Origin of the sequence: Salisediminibacterium beveridgei, assembly GCF_001721685.1 — a bacterium.
GTDB classification, from domain to species: domain Bacteria; phylum Bacillota; class Bacilli; order Bacillales; family Salisediminibacteriaceae; genus Salisediminibacterium; species Salisediminibacterium beveridgei.
Genome location: NZ_CP012502.1, coordinates 2,162,926 through 2,179,824 on the forward strand (window position 1 = coordinate 2,162,926; position 16,899 = coordinate 2,179,824).

Genomic DNA, 16,899 nt, shown 5'->3' on the forward strand with positions numbered 1-16,899 from the left:
TTACAAGGAGGGTGCAGGATGGATCGATTGACATTAGCTACCATTTATAATCATCCCGTCGCCCAGAAATTCGTTAACCGCGCAGGGCTTGCCCATGCAATAGCTGTGGCCTATCATGCTTTTCGGATGGCCCTTGAACGCGACGTCAACCCGGATTTGGCTGTCAAAGCTGCATTTCTTCATGATATGGGGCATTATCAATGGTACCGTAACGGCCAATGGGATTATGAACAATACCGCCTTCATGATATTCATCCAATAAAAGGGGCCGAACGTGCCCATAAATTATTAATCCGCTTAGGCGAAGACCGCAGAAATGCAAAAGAAATTTCACTTGCTGTTTTATTTCATACCAATTCATTTATTCCAGATGGTCAGGTGAATCGCACGCCACTCCAGCAGATCATTTCAGATGCCGATGAAGCAGATGAAGAACCCAGCGGCGAGCATCACTACCGGAAAATAAAACTCGAAACCGCCTGGAAGAAAATTCACGAACTTGATTTGAAAGTTGACCAGGCTTTAAACGTTCAGGAAAATCAGAATCAATTCAACAAACCTCAAATCTGAATAGCACTTGCAGAATTTGTTATCCAATGCTATAGTGAACTCACAATCAAATCAGCACCTTCAAAGTGAGAAGGGGAGTAGCGACCATTATGGTCTGTAAATCGTCATGACAGTGCGGTAGAACGCACTCGGTTTACGGAGTTTCAGTAACTTACTGGGATACGCAAGACCTTTTTATGAGCAGTCAAAGCGACACGCTCATAAAGAGGTCTTTTTTGTGTCAAAACAAGGAGAGATGATTCTTATGATTTATACCGGCTTTCTGATCAGTGCCCTCATTACTGTTATAGCCGCGGTGAAACTGTCAACCTATGCAGATGTCATTGGTGAAAGAACCCGGCTTGGGGGAATGCTGGCAGGTACACTGCTGTTAGCTGGTGCCACAAGCTTACCTGAAGTGACGACTTCATTGACCGCCGTTGTTGTTGAGAATCCGGACATCGCAGTCAGCAACGTATTAGGCAGCAATCTTTTCAATTTGATGATCCTTGCATCTTTTGATGTCTTCTATCGCCGGAACCGTATGTTCCGTCACGTTGGATCTGATCACCAGCTGACAGCATGGATAGGACTCTTCATGACTGCAGTGATCGCTTTGGGAATGATGAGTCCGATGAGCATAGAATGGTTCAATATCGGAATTGAAATGTTTCTGATGATGGTCATTTATGTTGCAGGAATCATTACCCTTTCAAAAAAAGAATTTACAGAACCATTGATGCAGCAATCAACGTCGATCGAATCCGTTTATCACAAAAAGGCGATTTCCTTAAAGGAAGCAAAAGTTGGTTTTCTCATTGCCAGTGTCATTACGCTGATCGCAGGATCATTTCTGACCCTTACCGGTGATGCGATTGCAATTGCAACCAATATGAGTTCAAGCTTCATGGGAACGTTTCTGATTGCTGCGGCAACAAGCTTACCTGAAGTCGTTGCAGTACTGGTGGCTGTCCAACTGGCAAATTACGCATTGGCTGTCGGGAATATTCTTGGCAGTAATATGTTTAATCTCCTTATCCTGGCTCTTGTTGATTTTTTCGTCAGAGACCAGGCTGTTCTTCAGGCAGTGCACCCGGTCACAATACTGACTGTTATCACCGTATTTTTGCTCAATTCGATTGTATTGTTTGCTCTTTATAAGGCGAAAGCGTTATCCGTTGATGGAAAGTGTTATTCACTCCCCTCCGCAGTCCTCGTCCTTTTGTATTTCATATCAAGCTATTTCATTTTTACGTTAAGTTAATGCCTCTTGTCACAACGATTTATTCATCGTATAATATTGATTACAGTTTTATGCAACAAGCGATGACGAAGACAAGTAGAAAAAAGGAACATGCATACAGAGAGCCTGTGGTTGCTGCAAACAGGTCATGACTTTTTTCGAATGGCCTTTTGAGCCTGTCCGGTGAACCATGGTATTGTGAAGTATCCGGACACGTGAGCCGAGCGTTAATCCGGCACGATTCTATGAAGCGACTGAGGATCGAACATGTAATAACATTCATGCTCTTCAGTAACCAGGGTGGTACCACGGTCCATTCGTCCCTGCTCAACCAGAGGGATGAATGGGTTTTTTTGTATGTCAAATAACCAAGTACTTAACAGGAGGTATGTGCATCATGAAACGAATTTTTTCCGGTATTCAACCGAGCGGCACATTAACACTCGGGAATTATTTAGGCGCAATGACCCATTTTGTGGATTTGCAGGAAGACCATGAAAGTTTCTTTTGTATTGTTGATCAACATGCGATTACAGTTCCCCAGGATCGATTGGCACTGCGCAAAAATATCCTGAGCCTTGCTGCATTATATATTGCCGTTGGACTGGACCCCAAAAAAGCAACTTTATTTATTCAATCCGAAGTGCCTGCGCATGCCCAGCTAGGATGGATGATGCAATGCGTGAGCTATATCGGCGAATTGGAACGTATGACACAGTTTAAAGACAAATCAGACGGACAGGAAGGCGTTTCATCTGCGCTGCTGACATATCCGCCACTGATGGCTGCAGATATTCTCCTTTACAATACAGATATCGTACCCGTAGGAGAAGATCAAAAACAGCACCTTGAATTAACGCGAAACCTGGCTGAACGGTTTAATCATAAATATAATGATATTTTCACAATCCCTGAGGTCCGCATTCCAAAACAAGGTGCCAGAATCATGTCATTGACGGATCCTCTGAAAAAGATGAGTAAGTCCAACCCGAATCCGAAAAGTTATATTTCCATGCTTGATGAGCCCGCCGTAATTAAGAAAAAAATCAAAAGCGCTGTCACCGACTCCGATCCTGAAATCCGCTATGATGAGAAAGAAAAGCCCGGGATTTCAAATTTATTAACCATCTATTCATTATGTTCCCGAAAAACAATAGAAGAACTGACAAAAGATTATCAAGGTATCGGTTATGGCCAGTTCAAAGAAGATACGGCTGATGCAGTGATTGCCAGATTGAAACCGATCCAGGATCGTTATCATGAATTGATCGATTCAGAGGAATTGCATTCGATCCTTGACGAAGGTAAGGATCATGCTCATCACACTGCTCAAAAAATGCTGAAAAAAGCGGAAAAAGCGATGGGGCTTGGTCGGAAAAGATAGTGTTCTGGTGTGATAAATCTCACATTAATCGCATATGCGCTATGGTATGCTTTAATCATTAAAGCAACCACCGAACTGGAGTGATACTTATGGGAATGACGAGATATAAGGAAGAAGCAGCACACCCTTTTTTCCTTCAATTGACAAAAGAAGATCAACATTTCTTGCTGTATCAGGGTGATCGTATATCTTTCAAATCGGGTACCCTCCTTTATCAGGAGGGAGATGAGCTGAATGATGTTTTTATCATTCTCTCGGGCACAGTTCGTCTGACAAAAAGCGTTCAAGATGATAAATCCTTCGTGCTTCATATGAAATCAAAATTTCAAGTTTTGGGAGAAGAAATACTTTTCCAAAACCCTGTAGCAGCATTAAGCGTGGAAGTCACAAAAGACACGATTTGCATCCGCCTTTCAAGACAGCAGCTGGAAGACGCATTTCACAATAACAACAGGCTGAAGCAAGCTTTCATACAACTGGCATCCTTAAATCTGCTTTCCACTCAGGCAAAATTCAGTGATCTATTTATGTATGGAAAAACAGGGGCACTTTATTCAGTGTTGATTCGTTTAGCGAATTCAAACGGTTTTTTGGATGAGACGGGAAATATCGTTATTGAACAAAGTTTGACACATCAGGAAATTGCTCAGATCATCGGGACAACCAGAGAAACCGTGAACCGGATGATTACAGAATTAAAAGATCGGCGAATTTTATCTGCGACGAGGTCGAGCATCGTGATTCATGATATCAATGTGATGAAAGAAGCTCTTCACTGTGAAAAATGCCCGGTTGCTGTTTGTACCATTTCATAATGAGACATGATTTTCTCCGTATCCTGAGAACTTATCTTTCGGGGTACTTTTTTATGATTAATTCAATGCACGAATAGCTCGGAATACAAATTAATCTTCTCATTATGAGACATATTCTGTTATAATGATTCATGTTAAGAGGTGAAGATAATGACGAATGAAAAGACAGCGAAATGGCGTATGAAAATTAAAGTCTTCCTGCTTGTCTTTCTACTGATGAGCTTGGGTGCTGTGGCAATTGCTGCATGGGCAAATGACGAATATTATCAGGCTAGACAGGATACCATTGACGAAATCGAAGAAAGCGGAAGCTCTATAGAATCTGAACATGAAATTGAATTTAATGTGAATGAACCTGAAGACGATTCGTTGAACGCTTTAAATCTTTTGCTTGTTGGTGTTGACAGCGATGGAGGGGTCGCGCGCACTGACACGATCATGATTGCAAGATACTTGCCTGATGAAGCAGATATTAAACTCGCCTCCATTATGCGTGATACATACGTTGAAATACCTGGACATGGAAAGAACAAAATAAATGCCGCCTACGCTTTTGGTGGATTGGATCTGTTGAGAGAAACCATTGAATTGAACTTTGACTTTGACATTCAACACTATGCTCAAGTTGATTTCGACAGTTTTAAACGGGTCGTAGACACCGTTTCTCCTGAGGGAATCGATATTGAAGTTGAAAACCGGATGTTCTACGAAGACAGAGTTGAAGGTTTAGTCATTGATTTTCAGCCCGGTACACACACGATGGATGGTTCCGAAGCATTGAAATACGTCCGCTTTCGGAGCGACTCTGAAAATGACTTTGGCCGGGTTCGCCGGCAACAGGAACTGCTTTCAATCCTGCAGGATGAAATTCTCAGCCTCTCTGGCGTTGCAAAAGTTCCATCACTTTTAGGATCCGTTGAACCCTATATTCAAACTAATCTTTCCAATGGAAAGATGATGTCATATGGCCGCGATTTCTTTTTAAATGGACCTGAAGACATCGGTACCCTGACGATTCCTGTTGAAGGCAGCTTCACTCATGAGTATTATACGCATGCCGGAGCTGTTCTCGAACCGGATTTAAACGAGAATAACGATGCATTATCGTCATTTTTAGATCCCGATACAGATCAGGTTACGATTCATGATGATGAAGATTGATTAAAGAAGGCTATCTTGTGTTTCATCAACAAGCACCCTGTCCATTCTATCCTGGACAGGGTGCTTGTTTTCTCTCCGTTTTTATTTTTCAAATGCTTTGAATGCCAGTGTCACGTTGTGACCCCCAAAACCAAGGGAATTACTTAATACAGTTCGAACTGGCGCTTCCTTTGCTCCATGAATTACATAGTCTAAATCACAATCCGGATCAGGTGTTTCATAATTCATTGTTGGTGGAACGATTTGATCTGTAATGGCTTTTACACTGAAAATCGCCTCCAAAGCTCCTGCTGCACCAAGTAAATGACCGGTCATCGACTTTGTCGAACTCATGTAAAGCTCATTTGCATCCGATCCAAAAACCGTTTTCACAGCCATGGTCTCATATTTATCATTGTATTCGGTACTGGTCCCGTGAGCATTGATGTAATCAACATCTTTCGTTGTCAATCCACCGTCTTCAAGTGCAATCCGCATTGCTCTCACACCACCTTCTCCGCCTGGTGCGGGTGCAGTGACATGGTATGCATCACCAGTTGCGCCATAACCGACAATTTCACCATAAATGGTTGCTCCTCGTGCTTCAGCTGATTCAAGAGATTCCAGTACAAGAATTCCGGCACCCTCAGCCATGACAAAGCCATCACGGTTTTTATCAAACGGTCGGCTTGCTGTTTTTGGATCTGCATTTGTGGACATCGCTTTAGCTGCTGAGAAGCCTGCCAGTGCCATTTCGGTGATCGGGGCTTCCGCTCCCCCGGTAATCATCGCCTCCGCATCTCCACGCTGAATGACTTTGAACGCGTCTCCTATGGAGTTTGCACCTGATGCACAGGCCGTAACTGAACAGGAATTAATTCCTTTTGCCCCCAGTTTGATGGACACCTGACCTGAAGCCATGTCGGGGATCAGCATCGGGACAAAAAATGGTGATACTCTTCGCTGACCACGTTCACGGTACAAATTCGTCTGTTTTTCGTAAGTTTCCATTCCTCCGATCCCAGAACCGATCCAAACCCCGATTCGTTCAGCATTCTCTTCAGTAATGTTAAGCCCTGCATCTTTAACTGCCATGTCCGCGGCTACGACTGCAAACTGCGTGAAACGGTCCATTTTTCGTGCTTCTTTTCCTTCCATGTAGTCCTGTGGGTTAAAATCCTTCACCTCACCTGCGACACTCGTCGGAAAAATTTCAGGGTCAATCCGGGTCATCGTTGTAATTCCCGAATGTCCCTGTTTAACAGCTGACCATGTGGATTCCACATCCAAGCCAAGAGGATTCACTGTTCCTAAGCCCGTTATCACAACACGTTTTTTTTCCATTCTTGATCTCTCCTTTTGTTCATTGAAATCCTTCATCATCTTCCCCATTTCAGCGCAACTGCACCCCATACAAGTCCAGCACCAAAACCAACTAAAACAAGCGTATCTCCATCTTTGATTTTATTTTCTGATACTTCATAAGCAAGTGAAAGCGGGATTGAAGCGGAAGATGTATTCCCGTATTTATCAACAGTCAATGACATCCGTTCTTCAGGAAGATCCAGTCTTTGCCTTGCTGATTCCATAATTCGGATATTTGCCTGATGAGGGATCAGAAAATCAACGTCTTCTTTTTTAAGTCCAGCTTTTTCAACCACATGCAAAGATGATTCACCCATTTGTCTGACTGCAAATTTAAACACTTCTCGTCCGTTCATCATCAAATGGTTTTCCAGCCGAATATGATCTCCGCCATGACCATCTGCCCCTAATTCAAATGACAGAATTCCCCGGTCATCTGAAACGGGTCCCATCACAACCGAACCCGAACCATCTCCGAATAATACTGCTGTATTTCGATCTTCCCAGTCGACTACTTTGGATAATTTCTCTGTCCCGATAACGAGGACATGTTTATAATCTCCGTTTTCTATGAATTGTTTACCTGTAATGAGACCGTACATAAAACCGGCACATGCAGCACTGATATCCATAGCTGCAGCACGATGGGCACCAAGTGCCTTTTGCACCATGGCAGAGACAGATGGAAATGCCTGATCCGGTGTAACGGTTGCAACAAGGATTAAATCCAGTTCCTCTGGAGAAATGTCTGCATCTTCCATGGCTCTTTTCGCTGATGCAATACTCATATCCGAGGTGTCCACATCATCCGCAGCAATTCGCCGTTCCTTGATCCCCGTTCGTGTTCTGATCCATTCATCTGTTGTATCCAGACGTTTTTCCAAGTCATGATTCGTCACAACCTGTTCCGGGGTATATGCCCCAATTCCCCAAATTCCTGCTCGCATTTGGTGCACCTGCCTTTAATCATATAGTTCTATCACCAATAATTATGACCTAGTAATAAAAAAATTGCAAGATCTATTCCTGAAATGCTCTTCAAATGAGATCTTGCAGAATATGGCCCCAAAAAAGATACTGGAATCAACCGGTATGAATGAACCGTTGATTCCAGTATCTTTATCTCTCTCTATCGTCTTCGTTCAACAGTCTCATCAATTCATCGAACATCTCGTCCACTCGCTGTTTTAAAGCTTCTTCTTTTTCTGTGGATGGAGGATACTTGGCGAGTTCCTCACATGTTTCAAGAAAGCGTTCTGTTTTTTTTGTACCGATTTGTGCAATGGCTACGTAGCAGAGCAATTTCACATTCGGATTGTCCTCTTGATGAAATAAAGGCACGAGCGGTTCGAGATTCTCGAGAGCCTCCTGATAGTCGCGCTGATGGACTGCCTGATACCCTGCTGTCATACGTTCAGCAAATTTTCTCATTGCTTTTTCCTGATCGTGTTTCACTTTAAAAACCCCTTCACTCAGTGGCGTAAGCCTCATGCGGCAATTCACCGGTTTCCTGATAGTGTGTGATATGGCTTTCAAGCCATTCCACCACATCATCGGGCACTCCTGCCCCGTATTCTCCCATTGTAATTGCATCATCTTGAAAATCAAAGTAAAGATTTCCCGACTCAAGTTCCCCTTTTTTGAATTGATCAAAAGTGAAATCATAGATTGCATCAACTTTTTGAACGGTGCTTGTCAAAATGACCTGTTCACCAAGATCAATCTGATCACCGACATATCCGATTGCTCTTAGCCCCGCTGCTTTCACCTCATCAACAATTTTGATATGAAAACCATCTGCAGCTGGATAAAAAATATCCACGCCATTTTGTTCCATCATTCTGAAATAGGCGGTAGCCCGATGCTCATCCACCCAGGATTCAGTATATTCGATTTCAAGATGAACGTCTGGACGATGGTATTTCGCTCCTGAAGTAAAACCTTTCACTTCGGGTTGAAATGGAAAGGCTGCAATGACACCAACACGGTTCGTTTCGGACATTTCACTTGCCAGCATACCTGCAAAATACCCCATCGCATAGCCTTCAAAATGGAGACCGGTGAGATTATCACCTTCGAGTTCTGAGTTCATTCCAGCGAAATGAACATCCGGATAGTCACCAGCAATTTCAAGAAAAACCTGCTCATATAAATGGCTGTGACCTATAATCAAGTCTGCTTGATAATCGTCAACCAACTCTTCTACAGTCGATCGAATCATCCTTGGTGTACTGATATTCTCTTTGACGTAGACGTCTATTTCATAATCTGACTGAAGTCTTAAAACAGACTGATAGGCCTCCTGGTTCCACCCCTGGTCATCAATATGATGAGATAGTAACACGCCTACAGTCACATCCTCCTCATTGAAAGATGATGGCGTACAGGCACTGTTGAGCATTAAGAGCCCTGTAAGCAATATCGAATACCGTTTTAAAATCACAATCATACATTTCACCTCAATAGTTGTTTGGGAGCAATTTTTCCTGCAACGAAATACTGCCCGGAAACTCTATTTTACATGAAGTTACATAAAATATCATTATGTATTTCGCCGATAGAATAACCATTCACCGGCAGCCCCAACCAGTATTGAAAAAGTAACTAAAACACTATCCGGTATTGCTGTCATAATTCGCAAAATGACATACACGAATATGGAAATTACTGCAAAGATCAATAATCCAGTTACAAGTCTGCTCATCTTCTCACCTCTTGTATCAGCATCGCAGAAACAGCATAAAAAGACAAGCCGGCCGTCAGAAATCCAGAAAACCGATCGTGAAAGATTTATTTATCATAATTCCACCCAAAAACTCTTCAAAATAAAACGGTGAGCACAGCATGCTCACCGTATTTTCACCTATCGAATTGCTTTTTACATGGTGCAAATTTCAATTGGACAACTCCAGCACTGCATGAATTGCTTCAATTTCTCCAGATCGTAAATCATAATCTGACCACTGACCATGGTCAAAATCCCTGAGTCCTTTAAATCACTCATCATGCGATTAATGTTTTCCCTTGTAGAGCCTGAATAAGTAGCAAGATCCTGATGTGTCAAGGGTGTTCTGATGATGATGCCCCTATCGGTCTCTTTTCCATATGAATTAGCCAGTCGAATTAACGTTGAATATAACGCGCCCTGCTTCCCACTCATCATTAAATCCCTGAATTTCGCTTGAGAGGACTGCGTCTGAATTGCATACCAGCTCATTAAATGACGAGAAAAATCGGGATGTGTGATGAACAATTGGCGTATTTCATTCACGGGAATTTTTCGCACAATTGTATTTGTAACAGCCTCCGCAGTTAATGTGGCCACATCATCTTCAAGTAATGTCCCCTCTCCTATGAGTTCGCCGTCCTGCTTCAAAAATAAAGTAAACAGTTTCCCGTCTGCCGTTAGTTTACTCAACTTCACTTGACCACGGATAATTAAAAACATAGTTTCTGCCGTCATACCTTCTTCATACAGCTGTTTACCAGTTTCGTATTGCACCTCTGTTCCGGCGGTGAGAAGAAGGTTTTTAGTCTGTGGGTGCAAATAGTCCAGAAAACTTAGCGATGTTTTCAAGAATTGCTTCACAAGGACACTCCTTTCAATCAGCTTTACCATGCAAAAATGCAATTTCTTCTTTTTCCGAATCGTACATGATCTCGAAATCTTCGCCGTCGAGGTACCACAGATCTTTTTTCTCTATATAAAACACGATACCGTCTACCTTTTTTTCAATCCCTGGTTCCTCACGGGGTTTGACAGCAACACCCAATGAAAATCCTCTCTGGAAATTTGCATCCCCACCGTAACGGACAAAAAGTTGCACTTCGTCTCCTTCATGGATATCCAGCTCTTCTTTAAACCAGGATGCCGCTTCTTTCGTGATCGTCATATTCATAAAAATTCCTCCATAAACAGATTATTCAAGAACCCGAATGAAACGATGACATTTGCGATCAGATATGATAAATACCGCATTGAACTGAGAACTTGAGATATTTTTGAACAATTAAAGTAGTGAAGCATACCTTCTGTCAAACGATTGTGATGCGTTGACCTATTCCCCTCAGCCCATTATAAGCATAAGATTCAAGCTTAACTGAGAAAGGTTACTGAAAAGACAGAGTTTCAAAAAACTTATACTCCCATTATACACCAGAATCGATCAGATTCGAATGGGAATAATTGTTTTCATACTTTATTCGCTACTTAATCATGCACTGATTTGTTATAATGGAAACAGTTGTTAACCGCAACACCCAGGAAGGATGTCGATAGTATGTTTGAAGAACGAGAATCAATAAAAGTCATGGAGGCCGTTGAACGTGTCATGCAGCATTGCCAATACGGAAAAGATGAACGCGTGCATGTGTCAGAGGCAGACGGCCGCTATCTGGCAGAAGATATTGTGGCCGATCACCCGGTGCCTCCGTTTGATCGTTCACCACTCGACGGGTTTGCGATTCAGAGTGCGGACACCTCTCAAGCTTCTAAAGATCACCCTGTGACATTGGAGATCGTTGCGACGGTTGGAGCAGGTCATCAATTTGAGGGCACGTTGAAAGAAGGACAAGCCGTCAGAGTCATGACAGGAACGATCATACCTCCTGCCTGTGATGCCGTTGTCATGTTTGAATTGGCACATGAATACCAGGAAAATGAAAATGATTATATAACCATTAAACGCCCGTTTAAAGCGGGGGATTTCGTTTCAAAACAAGGCGAAGAAACCGCCAAACATGAAGTCGTCATCAAAAAAGGAACACGGGTAACGGCTGGTGTAGTCGCAGTCCTGGCCACCTTTGGCTATGAATATGTTCCTGTCATCAAAAAGCCCAAAATCGGTATTTTTGCAACAGGAACCGAATTGCTCGATATCCATGAGCCACTTCAACCGGGAAAAATCCGGAACAGCAATGCCTACATGATGATTTCACAGGTTCAAAAAGCTGGTGGTGAAGCCCTTTACTTCGGTAAACTCATGGACGAATTCGACTTATGCTACGATGCGATTTCAGAGGCACTTCAGGATGTGGATGCACTAATAACAACCGGTGGCGTTTCTGTAGGTGATTTTGATTTTCTCCCGGAAATTTACAACAAACTCGGTGCAGAAGTGCTGTTTAATAAAATTGCCATGCGACCAGGCAGTGTGACCACCGTAGCTGAATCAGGAGGGAAGTTGTTGTTTGGGCTTTCCGGTAACCCATCTGCATGCTTTGTCGGATTTGAATTATACGCAAGGCCCTGGATCCGTACCTTTCTCCATTCAGAAAAGCCTTACCTGCAAACCGTGAGAGGGACATTGACTGTTGATTTCCCGAAACCCAATCCTTTCACCCGATTCATTAGAAGCAAAGTGATTTACGAAGGCAACCGATTATATGCCGAACCGATCGGGATGGATAAATCACAAGTGGTTACCTCCCTTGCCTATTCAGATTGTCTGGTTGCAGTCCCTGGCGGATCGAGAGGCTATAAAACCGGTGATGAAGTGGATATTCTTCTTCTCGAGGCTGAAGGCAGCCAAATCCCATTCAAAGATCCTTTGAAACGGAAAGATATCGCTAAATGATCATTCATCAGATCAGCGGATTCAGCAATTCAGGAAAAACCACGATAATGACCGGGTTGGTATCCTTTTTAAAAAAAAATGGATACCGCGTTGGAACCATTAAACATCATGGGCACTCAGATCCTCTCGTCGGTGAAGCAAAACAAAAAGATGCCACAAAGCATCGGGAAGCCGGTGCCGAAGCCTCCATTGTATCCAGTGCTGGTGGTGAATTACAGTTGATTGCACATCACATGAAGGAGGAATTCTCCTTACATCAGTTGATTGCATTGTACATTCCATTTCAATTCGATATCATTCTTATCGAAGGGTTTAAAAAAGCAGAATTTCCAAAAACGTTTGTGATGCGAGACACTGATGATATCGAACAACTGCTGGAATACCCTGAAGTGAGAGCAATCATCTGTCCTGAATTAATCAGCCATGATAACGTCGCAACCTTCTCGAAGAATCAATTGTATTCCTATTATGACTGGTTTTTGACAGAAATCGCAAAGGATGATAAAAATGAGTGACAAACTTTTTGAAATTACCACAGAACCGATCTCGATCACTGATATTACAGCCAAGGTCGAAGATGCAAATGCCGGTGCCATCAACACCTTTATCGGAACTGTCAGAGAAATGACTAAAGGGAAAAAAACCTTGTATTTAAAGTATGATGCTTATATTCCAATGGCCGAAAAAAAACTCGCACAAATCGGTGAGGAAATTCAGGCGGATTATCCGGATGCAAAAGTAGCCATCACTCATCGCATTGGTTCGTTAAACATTAAAGATATCGCAGTCGTGATTGCGGTGAGCACTCCTCACCGCAACGATGCTTTTAAGACCAGTCGATATGCGATTGAACGAATCAAAGAAATTGTACCTATCTGGAAAAAAGAACATTGGGAAGATGGTTCTGAATGGATCGGTGATCAACTTGAAAACAAAGCCTATCCTTCAGGAAAACCTGAAAAGGAGGACTTTACAACATGATTCGAGTATTATTGTTTGCAGAACTTGAAGAACGGGCCGGCAAGAGAGAACTCGAACTTAACAGTAATGAGATGAGCGTTGCGGCAATCCGTGATTGGGTAAAGGATAACTACCCTGATGCTGCTGGTATCGACAGAGCTATGGCTGCTGTCAATGAAGACTATGCCGAGGAATCCACATTGGTTCATGCTGACGACATCATTGCATTTATTCCACCCGTCAGTGGTGGCTGATTGTTCACAAAAGTTTCACGTGATGTTACGTGCTGAGGTGAGCAAAATCACAGAAATTCATTTCTGAATCACGTATACTTTATGGTGTCAGCTAACCTCCTTTACAGGATAGAACCCATTTTATCCGTTCCTGATTTCCCCAAGATCAGGACGATTTGGATGACAGCGTGACAAACCCAAAACAATGCACGAATTCAGTTCATTATGACCCCCAATCATTTGAACGGAATACAAAGAGCGGAGAAGGAAATCCTTCTCCGCTCTTTGTTATGAGCTGCCCCTGAAAATAAGTTGACTCTTAATTTGGATTGATCCCAAGTCATTTAGCATGAGCATCTCTCTGCTAAAGCTTATTTCTGGGAATGGGAATGAATCAGCGACAGACGCCGGAGTCCGAAAGACCACTTTTGCGAAGCGGTCACTAGTTAGGGGCTAGCTCCTGGGCATGCGTCCACCTATAGCGAATGCAATAAACGATAAGAGAGGCATGGTTTTAAAAAAGGTGAGGCTGAGACAAAAAGATTTAGTCTGACTGAAAACACGAATGTTTAAAAAAGAATTTAATTTACGTGTCAATCGAACGCCAGATGGCTGTCGCGAATATAGACACTGCCAGGCGCGAGTTGATGTTGCCCAGGTACCTTCAGGTGCAAAACAAGAGCTGAAAATCCAGCGCAGGTGCTTTTCCAGCAGTTAGTAAAGCTCTTCATGCGACGAGCATGGCACAGGAGCAGAAGCCTTGCCCCAAGGAAAGCGAAGTGTTTGACGATAAGGTATTAAAAATCCGGAAAATAATTCAGATATTGATGTGATCCCAAAAAAGTTTGACTTTTTTCCATCCTCTTAGATACGCTCATTCTTCATTCTTTCAGCAAACGTAAAAATGCTTTTGAAGTACGATCAAAATGGGCTGATTATCATTCATCTAACATCTGCTGAATATCTTCAACCGTTGCATCTAGATCGAAATTGGACTCGCCAGTATACATTCTGACGATTTGTCCTTCTGGATTGATCAGATAAAACCTGACTGGATGCATAATATCACTTTGCTCAGGAAGCTCCATAACTTGTGCTTTAAATGATTCCAAAACCAGATCTCTGATCATTTCATCATCGTATCCAGTAAGGAAATCCCAATTTGAAAAATCAGCACCGTACGATTCGCCATATTCAGTCAATTGATCAGGATCATCAAACTCTGGATCAACTGTGAATGATACAATTTGCAAATCTGTTTCCTGATTATCCAATTCTTCTTGAAGACTGACCATATTCGGTGTCATAACCATGCATACCGTCGGGCATCTGGTGAAAATCGTCTTTGCAATCCACCATTCTCCTTCATAATAAGCATCAGAACGATCTTCGCCATCTTGATTCACCGCTTCGAAAGAAACCATCTCCCATGGCGTTTCTGAAGTTGTTACATCAATTATGGTTTCAGCCTGCCCGGATTCACTTACATCCTCGTAAAGAAAACTGCATCCACTTATCAAAATCAAACTCCCAAAGAGAAACAAGAATTTTAGCGAACTACCCATGATTTTTAATTTCCCCTTCCCCCTGTAAAGAAAAATTGGCTAACCGCCAAGCCAATGGCGGAAGCCTTAGTTGCACTTATACTTTAACCCTTTAACGAATTTAAACAATCGTTATTCAACTTCAAGCTTTTGGCAAGCTTGTTTCATACATTTCAAATTCTTTCAATTCCAATTTCGGTGTTTCTTCACGGTCACGCTTCATCCAGATTCTGAACGTATAACCCATTGCAACGCCATAAGCAAGCTCTTGAATGATCTTCATCATTGCACCACCAAACTGCTGGTCATGATACGTATTGTTTAATAGTGTTAATGACTGTTCCCCCGAGAACACTTCAAACGGTATATCCGCTCCTGGTGGCAGGCAATACGCCATGGCAATCGCCCATACAGAAGGATCAGTGTATGTAGCATAGATCGCATCACCGGCAAAGATAATCAGTACACAGGCAGGCGTAAAAAGGACACCGCTCGCAAACATATAACCTATACGCTTCAACTCAGACATGTCAAACCGGGTGACCAGTCGCGGTATGATGTGCCACCACATCAGCATTGCGGCAAGTAACATGCCAATTTGATAAACATTATGCATCCCTTCATTTGTCATTAAAAAATCAAATGTGAAAGGTAAATGATAAAATGAAAAGAGCGCATTAAACAGAATCAACCCGATCAACGGATACCCAATGATTTTGAAAGCACCATGGATAACAGAAAAATGAGCAAAGAATCGGAAGAACCAGGCCGGAATTCCAATTAACAACAATGGTGGCGCCACAAGAAACACAATAGCCATACTTAGCATATGCATACTCAGCATAATGTGTCCCAGCACATACAATGGGCCTCCAAATCCTAAATAAATGCCAAGAAGACCCAGATGAAAATATATAATCCGTCTTGTTTCTACCGGTTTTCCTTCGGGAAACCAGTAATAATATTTACGCCCAAGGGCCAAATAGATTACACTGATAACAGCCAGAACCAAAATAAGTTCTGGCGTCCAGACGGTTCTGGCCGTAAAGGTTTCTAAAAACTGACTCATGATTTATCGCCCCAATCGATAAATTTCAAAAAATAGTACTGCAACGAATGCAGGTTCAATAAGTATTGTACAGAAAGAGCTGTTTAAAATCCAGCTGACTGCATTCATGGTATACTCCATTTATAACATGTCTACAGTTAAATTCATAACAATAGAGCTATAAAGTAATTTATTTTACTTTCTCGAAAAAAGGGAGTGACTGACATTGAAAAAACACCTCATCGCATTGGATCTTGATGGCACCCTTTTAAAAGATGATAAAACCATCTCTTCCCGCACGAAGAACACACTTGAGCATCTTATTTCAGACGGGCATAAAGTTGTCATCGCCACTGGCAGGCCGCACCGCGCCAGTAAAGTTTTTTACAACGAACTTCGTCTGAATACACCGATGGTCAATTTTAACGGAGCACTCATACACCATCCGGGCAAGTCCGAATCGTTCAGATCATTACACTCGCCTTTACCACGGAAAGTTGCAAAAGAAATTCTCTATGCCTGTGAAGAAATCGGTGTGATCAATACCATGTTTGAAGTAAAAGATCAGTTTTATTTACGTTATGCCGATCGCGGATTTGCAGATGCTTTCACGATGAATCAAAAACCAATGGGTACCGGTCCATTGCATGATTTCCTGCGAGAAGATCCAACCTCGATACTCATTCATCCAGCTACGGAGCATCTTGCAATGACGAGGTCTCAGTTTAAAGACCTGATCGGTGATGAGGTCAATCAACGATCCTGGGGAGCTCCTTGGCATGTACTTGAAATGGTCCGTTCTGATGTTCATAAAGCTTTTGGATTAAAAAAAATCGCAAATTACTTTGCCATTGATCAGGAACAAGTTATTGCATTTGGAGATGAAGACAATGACCTCGAAATGATCGAATACGCCGGGACCGGCGTCGCCATGGGGAATGGCATCGACGAGCTGAAATCAATCGCAAAAGATATGACGCTTACAAACGAAGAAGATGGTATCTCAGTTTATCTTGAAAAATATTTTGGCCTGTCCTGATAA

Annotated in this window: 18 protein-coding genes and 1 other annotated feature; of the genes, 10 read left to right on the forward strand and 8 right to left on the reverse strand. The window is 42.5% G+C overall.

Translation table 11 applies throughout. The features are described from left to right. The first annotated feature begins 18 nt into the window (after positions 1-18). The 5 genes from BBEV_RS10135 (at position 19) to BBEV_RS10155 (ending at position 5,152) form a co-directional block, all read left to right on the forward strand. Positions 19-570 carry an HD domain-containing protein gene (locus tag BBEV_RS10135; RefSeq protein ID WP_069365370.1) on the forward strand — a complete coding sequence of 184 codons (552 nt, stop codon included), beginning with the start codon at positions 19-21 and terminating at the stop codon, positions 568-570. Between the two features lie 217 nt (positions 571-787). Then, on the forward strand, positions 788-1,813 hold the full coding sequence (locus BBEV_RS10140; protein WP_232318150.1) for a sodium:calcium antiporter: 1,026 nt from the start codon (positions 788-790) through the stop codon (positions 1,811-1,813). A 53-nt stretch (positions 1,814-1,866) separates the two neighbouring features. Then, positions 1,867-2,120 (forward strand) — a binding site (T-box leader). A 66-nt stretch (positions 2,121-2,186) separates the two neighbouring features. Then, the gene (trpS, locus tag BBEV_RS10145) at positions 2,187-3,176 is read left to right on the forward strand and encodes a tryptophan--tRNA ligase (RefSeq protein WP_069366705.1); all 990 of its coding nucleotides are present in this window, start codon (positions 2,187-2,189) and stop codon (positions 3,174-3,176) included. A gap of 89 nt (positions 3,177-3,265) precedes the next feature. After that, positions 3,266-3,991 (forward strand): Crp/Fnr family transcriptional regulator, encoded by a 726-nt coding sequence (locus BBEV_RS10150; protein WP_069365371.1) that lies wholly within the window; start codon positions 3,266-3,268, stop codon positions 3,989-3,991. Between the two features lie 150 nt (positions 3,992-4,141). After that, a complete protein-coding gene (locus BBEV_RS10155) occupies positions 4,142-5,152 on the forward strand; it encodes an LCP family protein (protein ID WP_069365372.1) in 1,011 nt (336 codons plus the stop codon). An 81-nt stretch (positions 5,153-5,233) separates the two neighbouring features. Here BBEV_RS10155 and fabF read toward each other — a convergent pair whose 3' ends face one another. The 6 genes from fabF to BBEV_RS10185 all read right to left on the reverse strand — a co-directional run bounded on the left by fabF (position 5,234) and on the right by BBEV_RS10185 (position 10,395). Beyond that, on the reverse strand, positions 5,234-6,475 hold the full coding sequence (fabF, locus tag BBEV_RS10160; protein ID WP_069365373.1) for a beta-ketoacyl-ACP synthase II: 1,242 nt from the start codon (positions 6,473-6,475) through the stop codon (positions 5,234-5,236). 35 nt (positions 6,476-6,510) lie between these two features. Further along, positions 6,511-7,443: a beta-ketoacyl-ACP synthase III gene (locus tag BBEV_RS10165; RefSeq protein ID WP_069365374.1), complete on the reverse strand. Its 933-nt coding sequence runs from the start codon at positions 7,441-7,443 to the stop codon at positions 6,511-6,513. A 172-nt stretch (positions 7,444-7,615) separates the two neighbouring features. Continuing rightward, on the reverse strand, positions 7,616-7,927 hold the full coding sequence (locus BBEV_RS10170; RefSeq protein WP_232318151.1) for a hypothetical protein: 312 nt from the start codon (positions 7,925-7,927) through the stop codon (positions 7,616-7,618). Between the two features lie 37 nt (positions 7,928-7,964). Further along, positions 7,965-8,945 (reverse strand): BMP family ABC transporter substrate-binding protein, encoded by a 981-nt coding sequence (locus BBEV_RS10175; RefSeq protein ID WP_069365376.1) that lies wholly within the window; start codon positions 8,943-8,945, stop codon positions 7,965-7,967. Positions 8,946-9,374: 429 nt separating this feature from the next. Further along, the gene (locus BBEV_RS10180; RefSeq protein WP_198154982.1) at positions 9,375-10,085 is read right to left on the reverse strand and encodes a Crp/Fnr family transcriptional regulator; all 711 of its coding nucleotides are present in this window, start codon (positions 10,083-10,085) and stop codon (positions 9,375-9,377) included. A 13-nt stretch (positions 10,086-10,098) separates the two neighbouring features. Beyond that, positions 10,099-10,395, reverse strand: coding sequence for a HesB/YadR/YfhF family protein (locus tag BBEV_RS10185; RefSeq protein WP_069365377.1), 297 nt, complete (start codon positions 10,393-10,395; stop codon positions 10,099-10,101). A 381-nt stretch (positions 10,396-10,776) separates the two neighbouring features. Between BBEV_RS10185 and BBEV_RS10190 the strand changes: the two genes are divergently transcribed. The 4 genes from BBEV_RS10190 to moaD are packed head-to-tail and all read left to right on the forward strand — an operon-like array spanning position 10,777 to position 13,286. Then, positions 10,777-12,072, forward strand: a complete 1,296-nt coding sequence (locus tag BBEV_RS10190; RefSeq protein ID WP_069365378.1) for a molybdopterin molybdotransferase MoeA — start codon at positions 10,777-10,779, stop codon at positions 12,070-12,072. Beyond that, positions 12,069-12,587 carry a molybdopterin-guanine dinucleotide biosynthesis protein B gene (gene mobB / locus BBEV_RS10195; protein WP_069365379.1) on the forward strand — a complete coding sequence of 173 codons (519 nt, stop codon included), beginning with the start codon at positions 12,069-12,071 and terminating at the stop codon, positions 12,585-12,587. Before BBEV_RS10190 ends, mobB begins: the two co-directional genes overlap by 4 nt. Continuing rightward, positions 12,580-13,053, forward strand: a complete 474-nt coding sequence (locus BBEV_RS10200; protein ID WP_069365380.1) for a molybdenum cofactor biosynthesis protein MoaE — start codon at positions 12,580-12,582, stop codon at positions 13,051-13,053. The genes mobB and BBEV_RS10200 overlap by 8 nt, the downstream gene beginning before the upstream one ends. Further along, on the forward strand, positions 13,050-13,286 hold the full coding sequence (moaD, locus tag BBEV_RS10205) for a molybdopterin converting factor subunit 1 (RefSeq protein WP_069365381.1): 237 nt from the start codon (positions 13,050-13,052) through the stop codon (positions 13,284-13,286). Before BBEV_RS10200 ends, moaD begins: the two co-directional genes overlap by 4 nt. A gap of 917 nt (positions 13,287-14,203) precedes the next feature. On the opposite strand, the gene BBEV_RS10210 is transcribed toward moaD, so the two are convergent. Together BBEV_RS10210 and ctaG are read right to left on the reverse strand one after the other, a co-directional pair. Next, the gene (locus BBEV_RS10210; RefSeq protein ID WP_069365382.1) at positions 14,204-14,830 is read right to left on the reverse strand and encodes an SCO family protein; all 627 of its coding nucleotides are present in this window, start codon (positions 14,828-14,830) and stop codon (positions 14,204-14,206) included. A 121-nt stretch (positions 14,831-14,951) separates the two neighbouring features. After that, entirely contained in the window at positions 14,952-15,878 is a 927-nt protein-coding gene (gene ctaG / locus BBEV_RS10215) for a cytochrome c oxidase assembly factor CtaG (RefSeq protein ID WP_069365383.1), read from the reverse strand. Positions 15,879-16,083: 205 nt separating this feature from the next. Here ctaG and BBEV_RS10220 point away from each other — a divergent pair, with 205 nt between their 5' ends. After that, entirely contained in the window at positions 16,084-16,896 is an 813-nt protein-coding gene (locus BBEV_RS10220; RefSeq protein ID WP_069365384.1) for a Cof-type HAD-IIB family hydrolase, read from the forward strand. Positions 16,897-16,899 lie beyond the last annotated feature (3 nt).

Coding starts and splice junctions, on each gene's coding strand:
- BBEV_RS10135 (WP_069365370.1), top strand. CDS start 19: ATGGATCGATTGACATTAGCTACCATTTATAATCATCCCGTCGCCCAG.
- BBEV_RS10150 (WP_069365371.1), top strand. CDS start 3,266: ATGGGAATGACGAGATATAAGGAAGAAGCAGCACACCCTTTTTTCCTT.
- BBEV_RS10155 (WP_069365372.1), top strand. CDS start 4,142: ATGACGAATGAAAAGACAGCGAAATGGCGTATGAAAATTAAAGTCTTC.
- fabF (WP_069365373.1), bottom strand. CDS start 6,475: ATGGAAAAAAAACGTGTTGTGATAACGGGCTTAGGAACAGTGAATCCT.
- BBEV_RS10165 (WP_069365374.1), bottom strand. CDS start 7,443: ATGCGAGCAGGAATTTGGGGAATTGGGGCATATACCCCGGAACAGGTT.
- BBEV_RS10170 (WP_232318151.1), bottom strand. CDS start 7,927: ATGAGAAAATTTGCTGAACGTATGACAGCAGGGTATCAGGCAGTCCAT.
- BBEV_RS10175 (WP_069365376.1), bottom strand. CDS start 8,945: ATGATTGTGATTTTAAAACGGTATTCGATATTGCTTACAGGGCTCTTA.
- BBEV_RS10185 (WP_069365377.1), bottom strand. CDS start 10,395: ATGAATATGACGATCACGAAAGAAGCGGCATCCTGGTTTAAAGAAGAG.
- BBEV_RS10190 (WP_069365378.1), top strand. CDS start 10,777: ATGTTTGAAGAACGAGAATCAATAAAAGTCATGGAGGCCGTTGAACGT.
- mobB (WP_069365379.1), top strand. CDS start 12,069: ATGATCATTCATCAGATCAGCGGATTCAGCAATTCAGGAAAAACCACG.
- BBEV_RS10200 (WP_069365380.1), top strand. CDS start 12,580: ATGAGTGACAAACTTTTTGAAATTACCACAGAACCGATCTCGATCACT.
- moaD (WP_069365381.1), top strand. CDS start 13,050: ATGATTCGAGTATTATTGTTTGCAGAACTTGAAGAACGGGCCGGCAAG.
- BBEV_RS10210 (WP_069365382.1), bottom strand. CDS start 14,830: ATGGGTAGTTCGCTAAAATTCTTGTTTCTCTTTGGGAGTTTGATTTTG.
- ctaG (WP_069365383.1), bottom strand. CDS start 15,878: ATGAGTCAGTTTTTAGAAACCTTTACGGCCAGAACCGTCTGGACGCCA.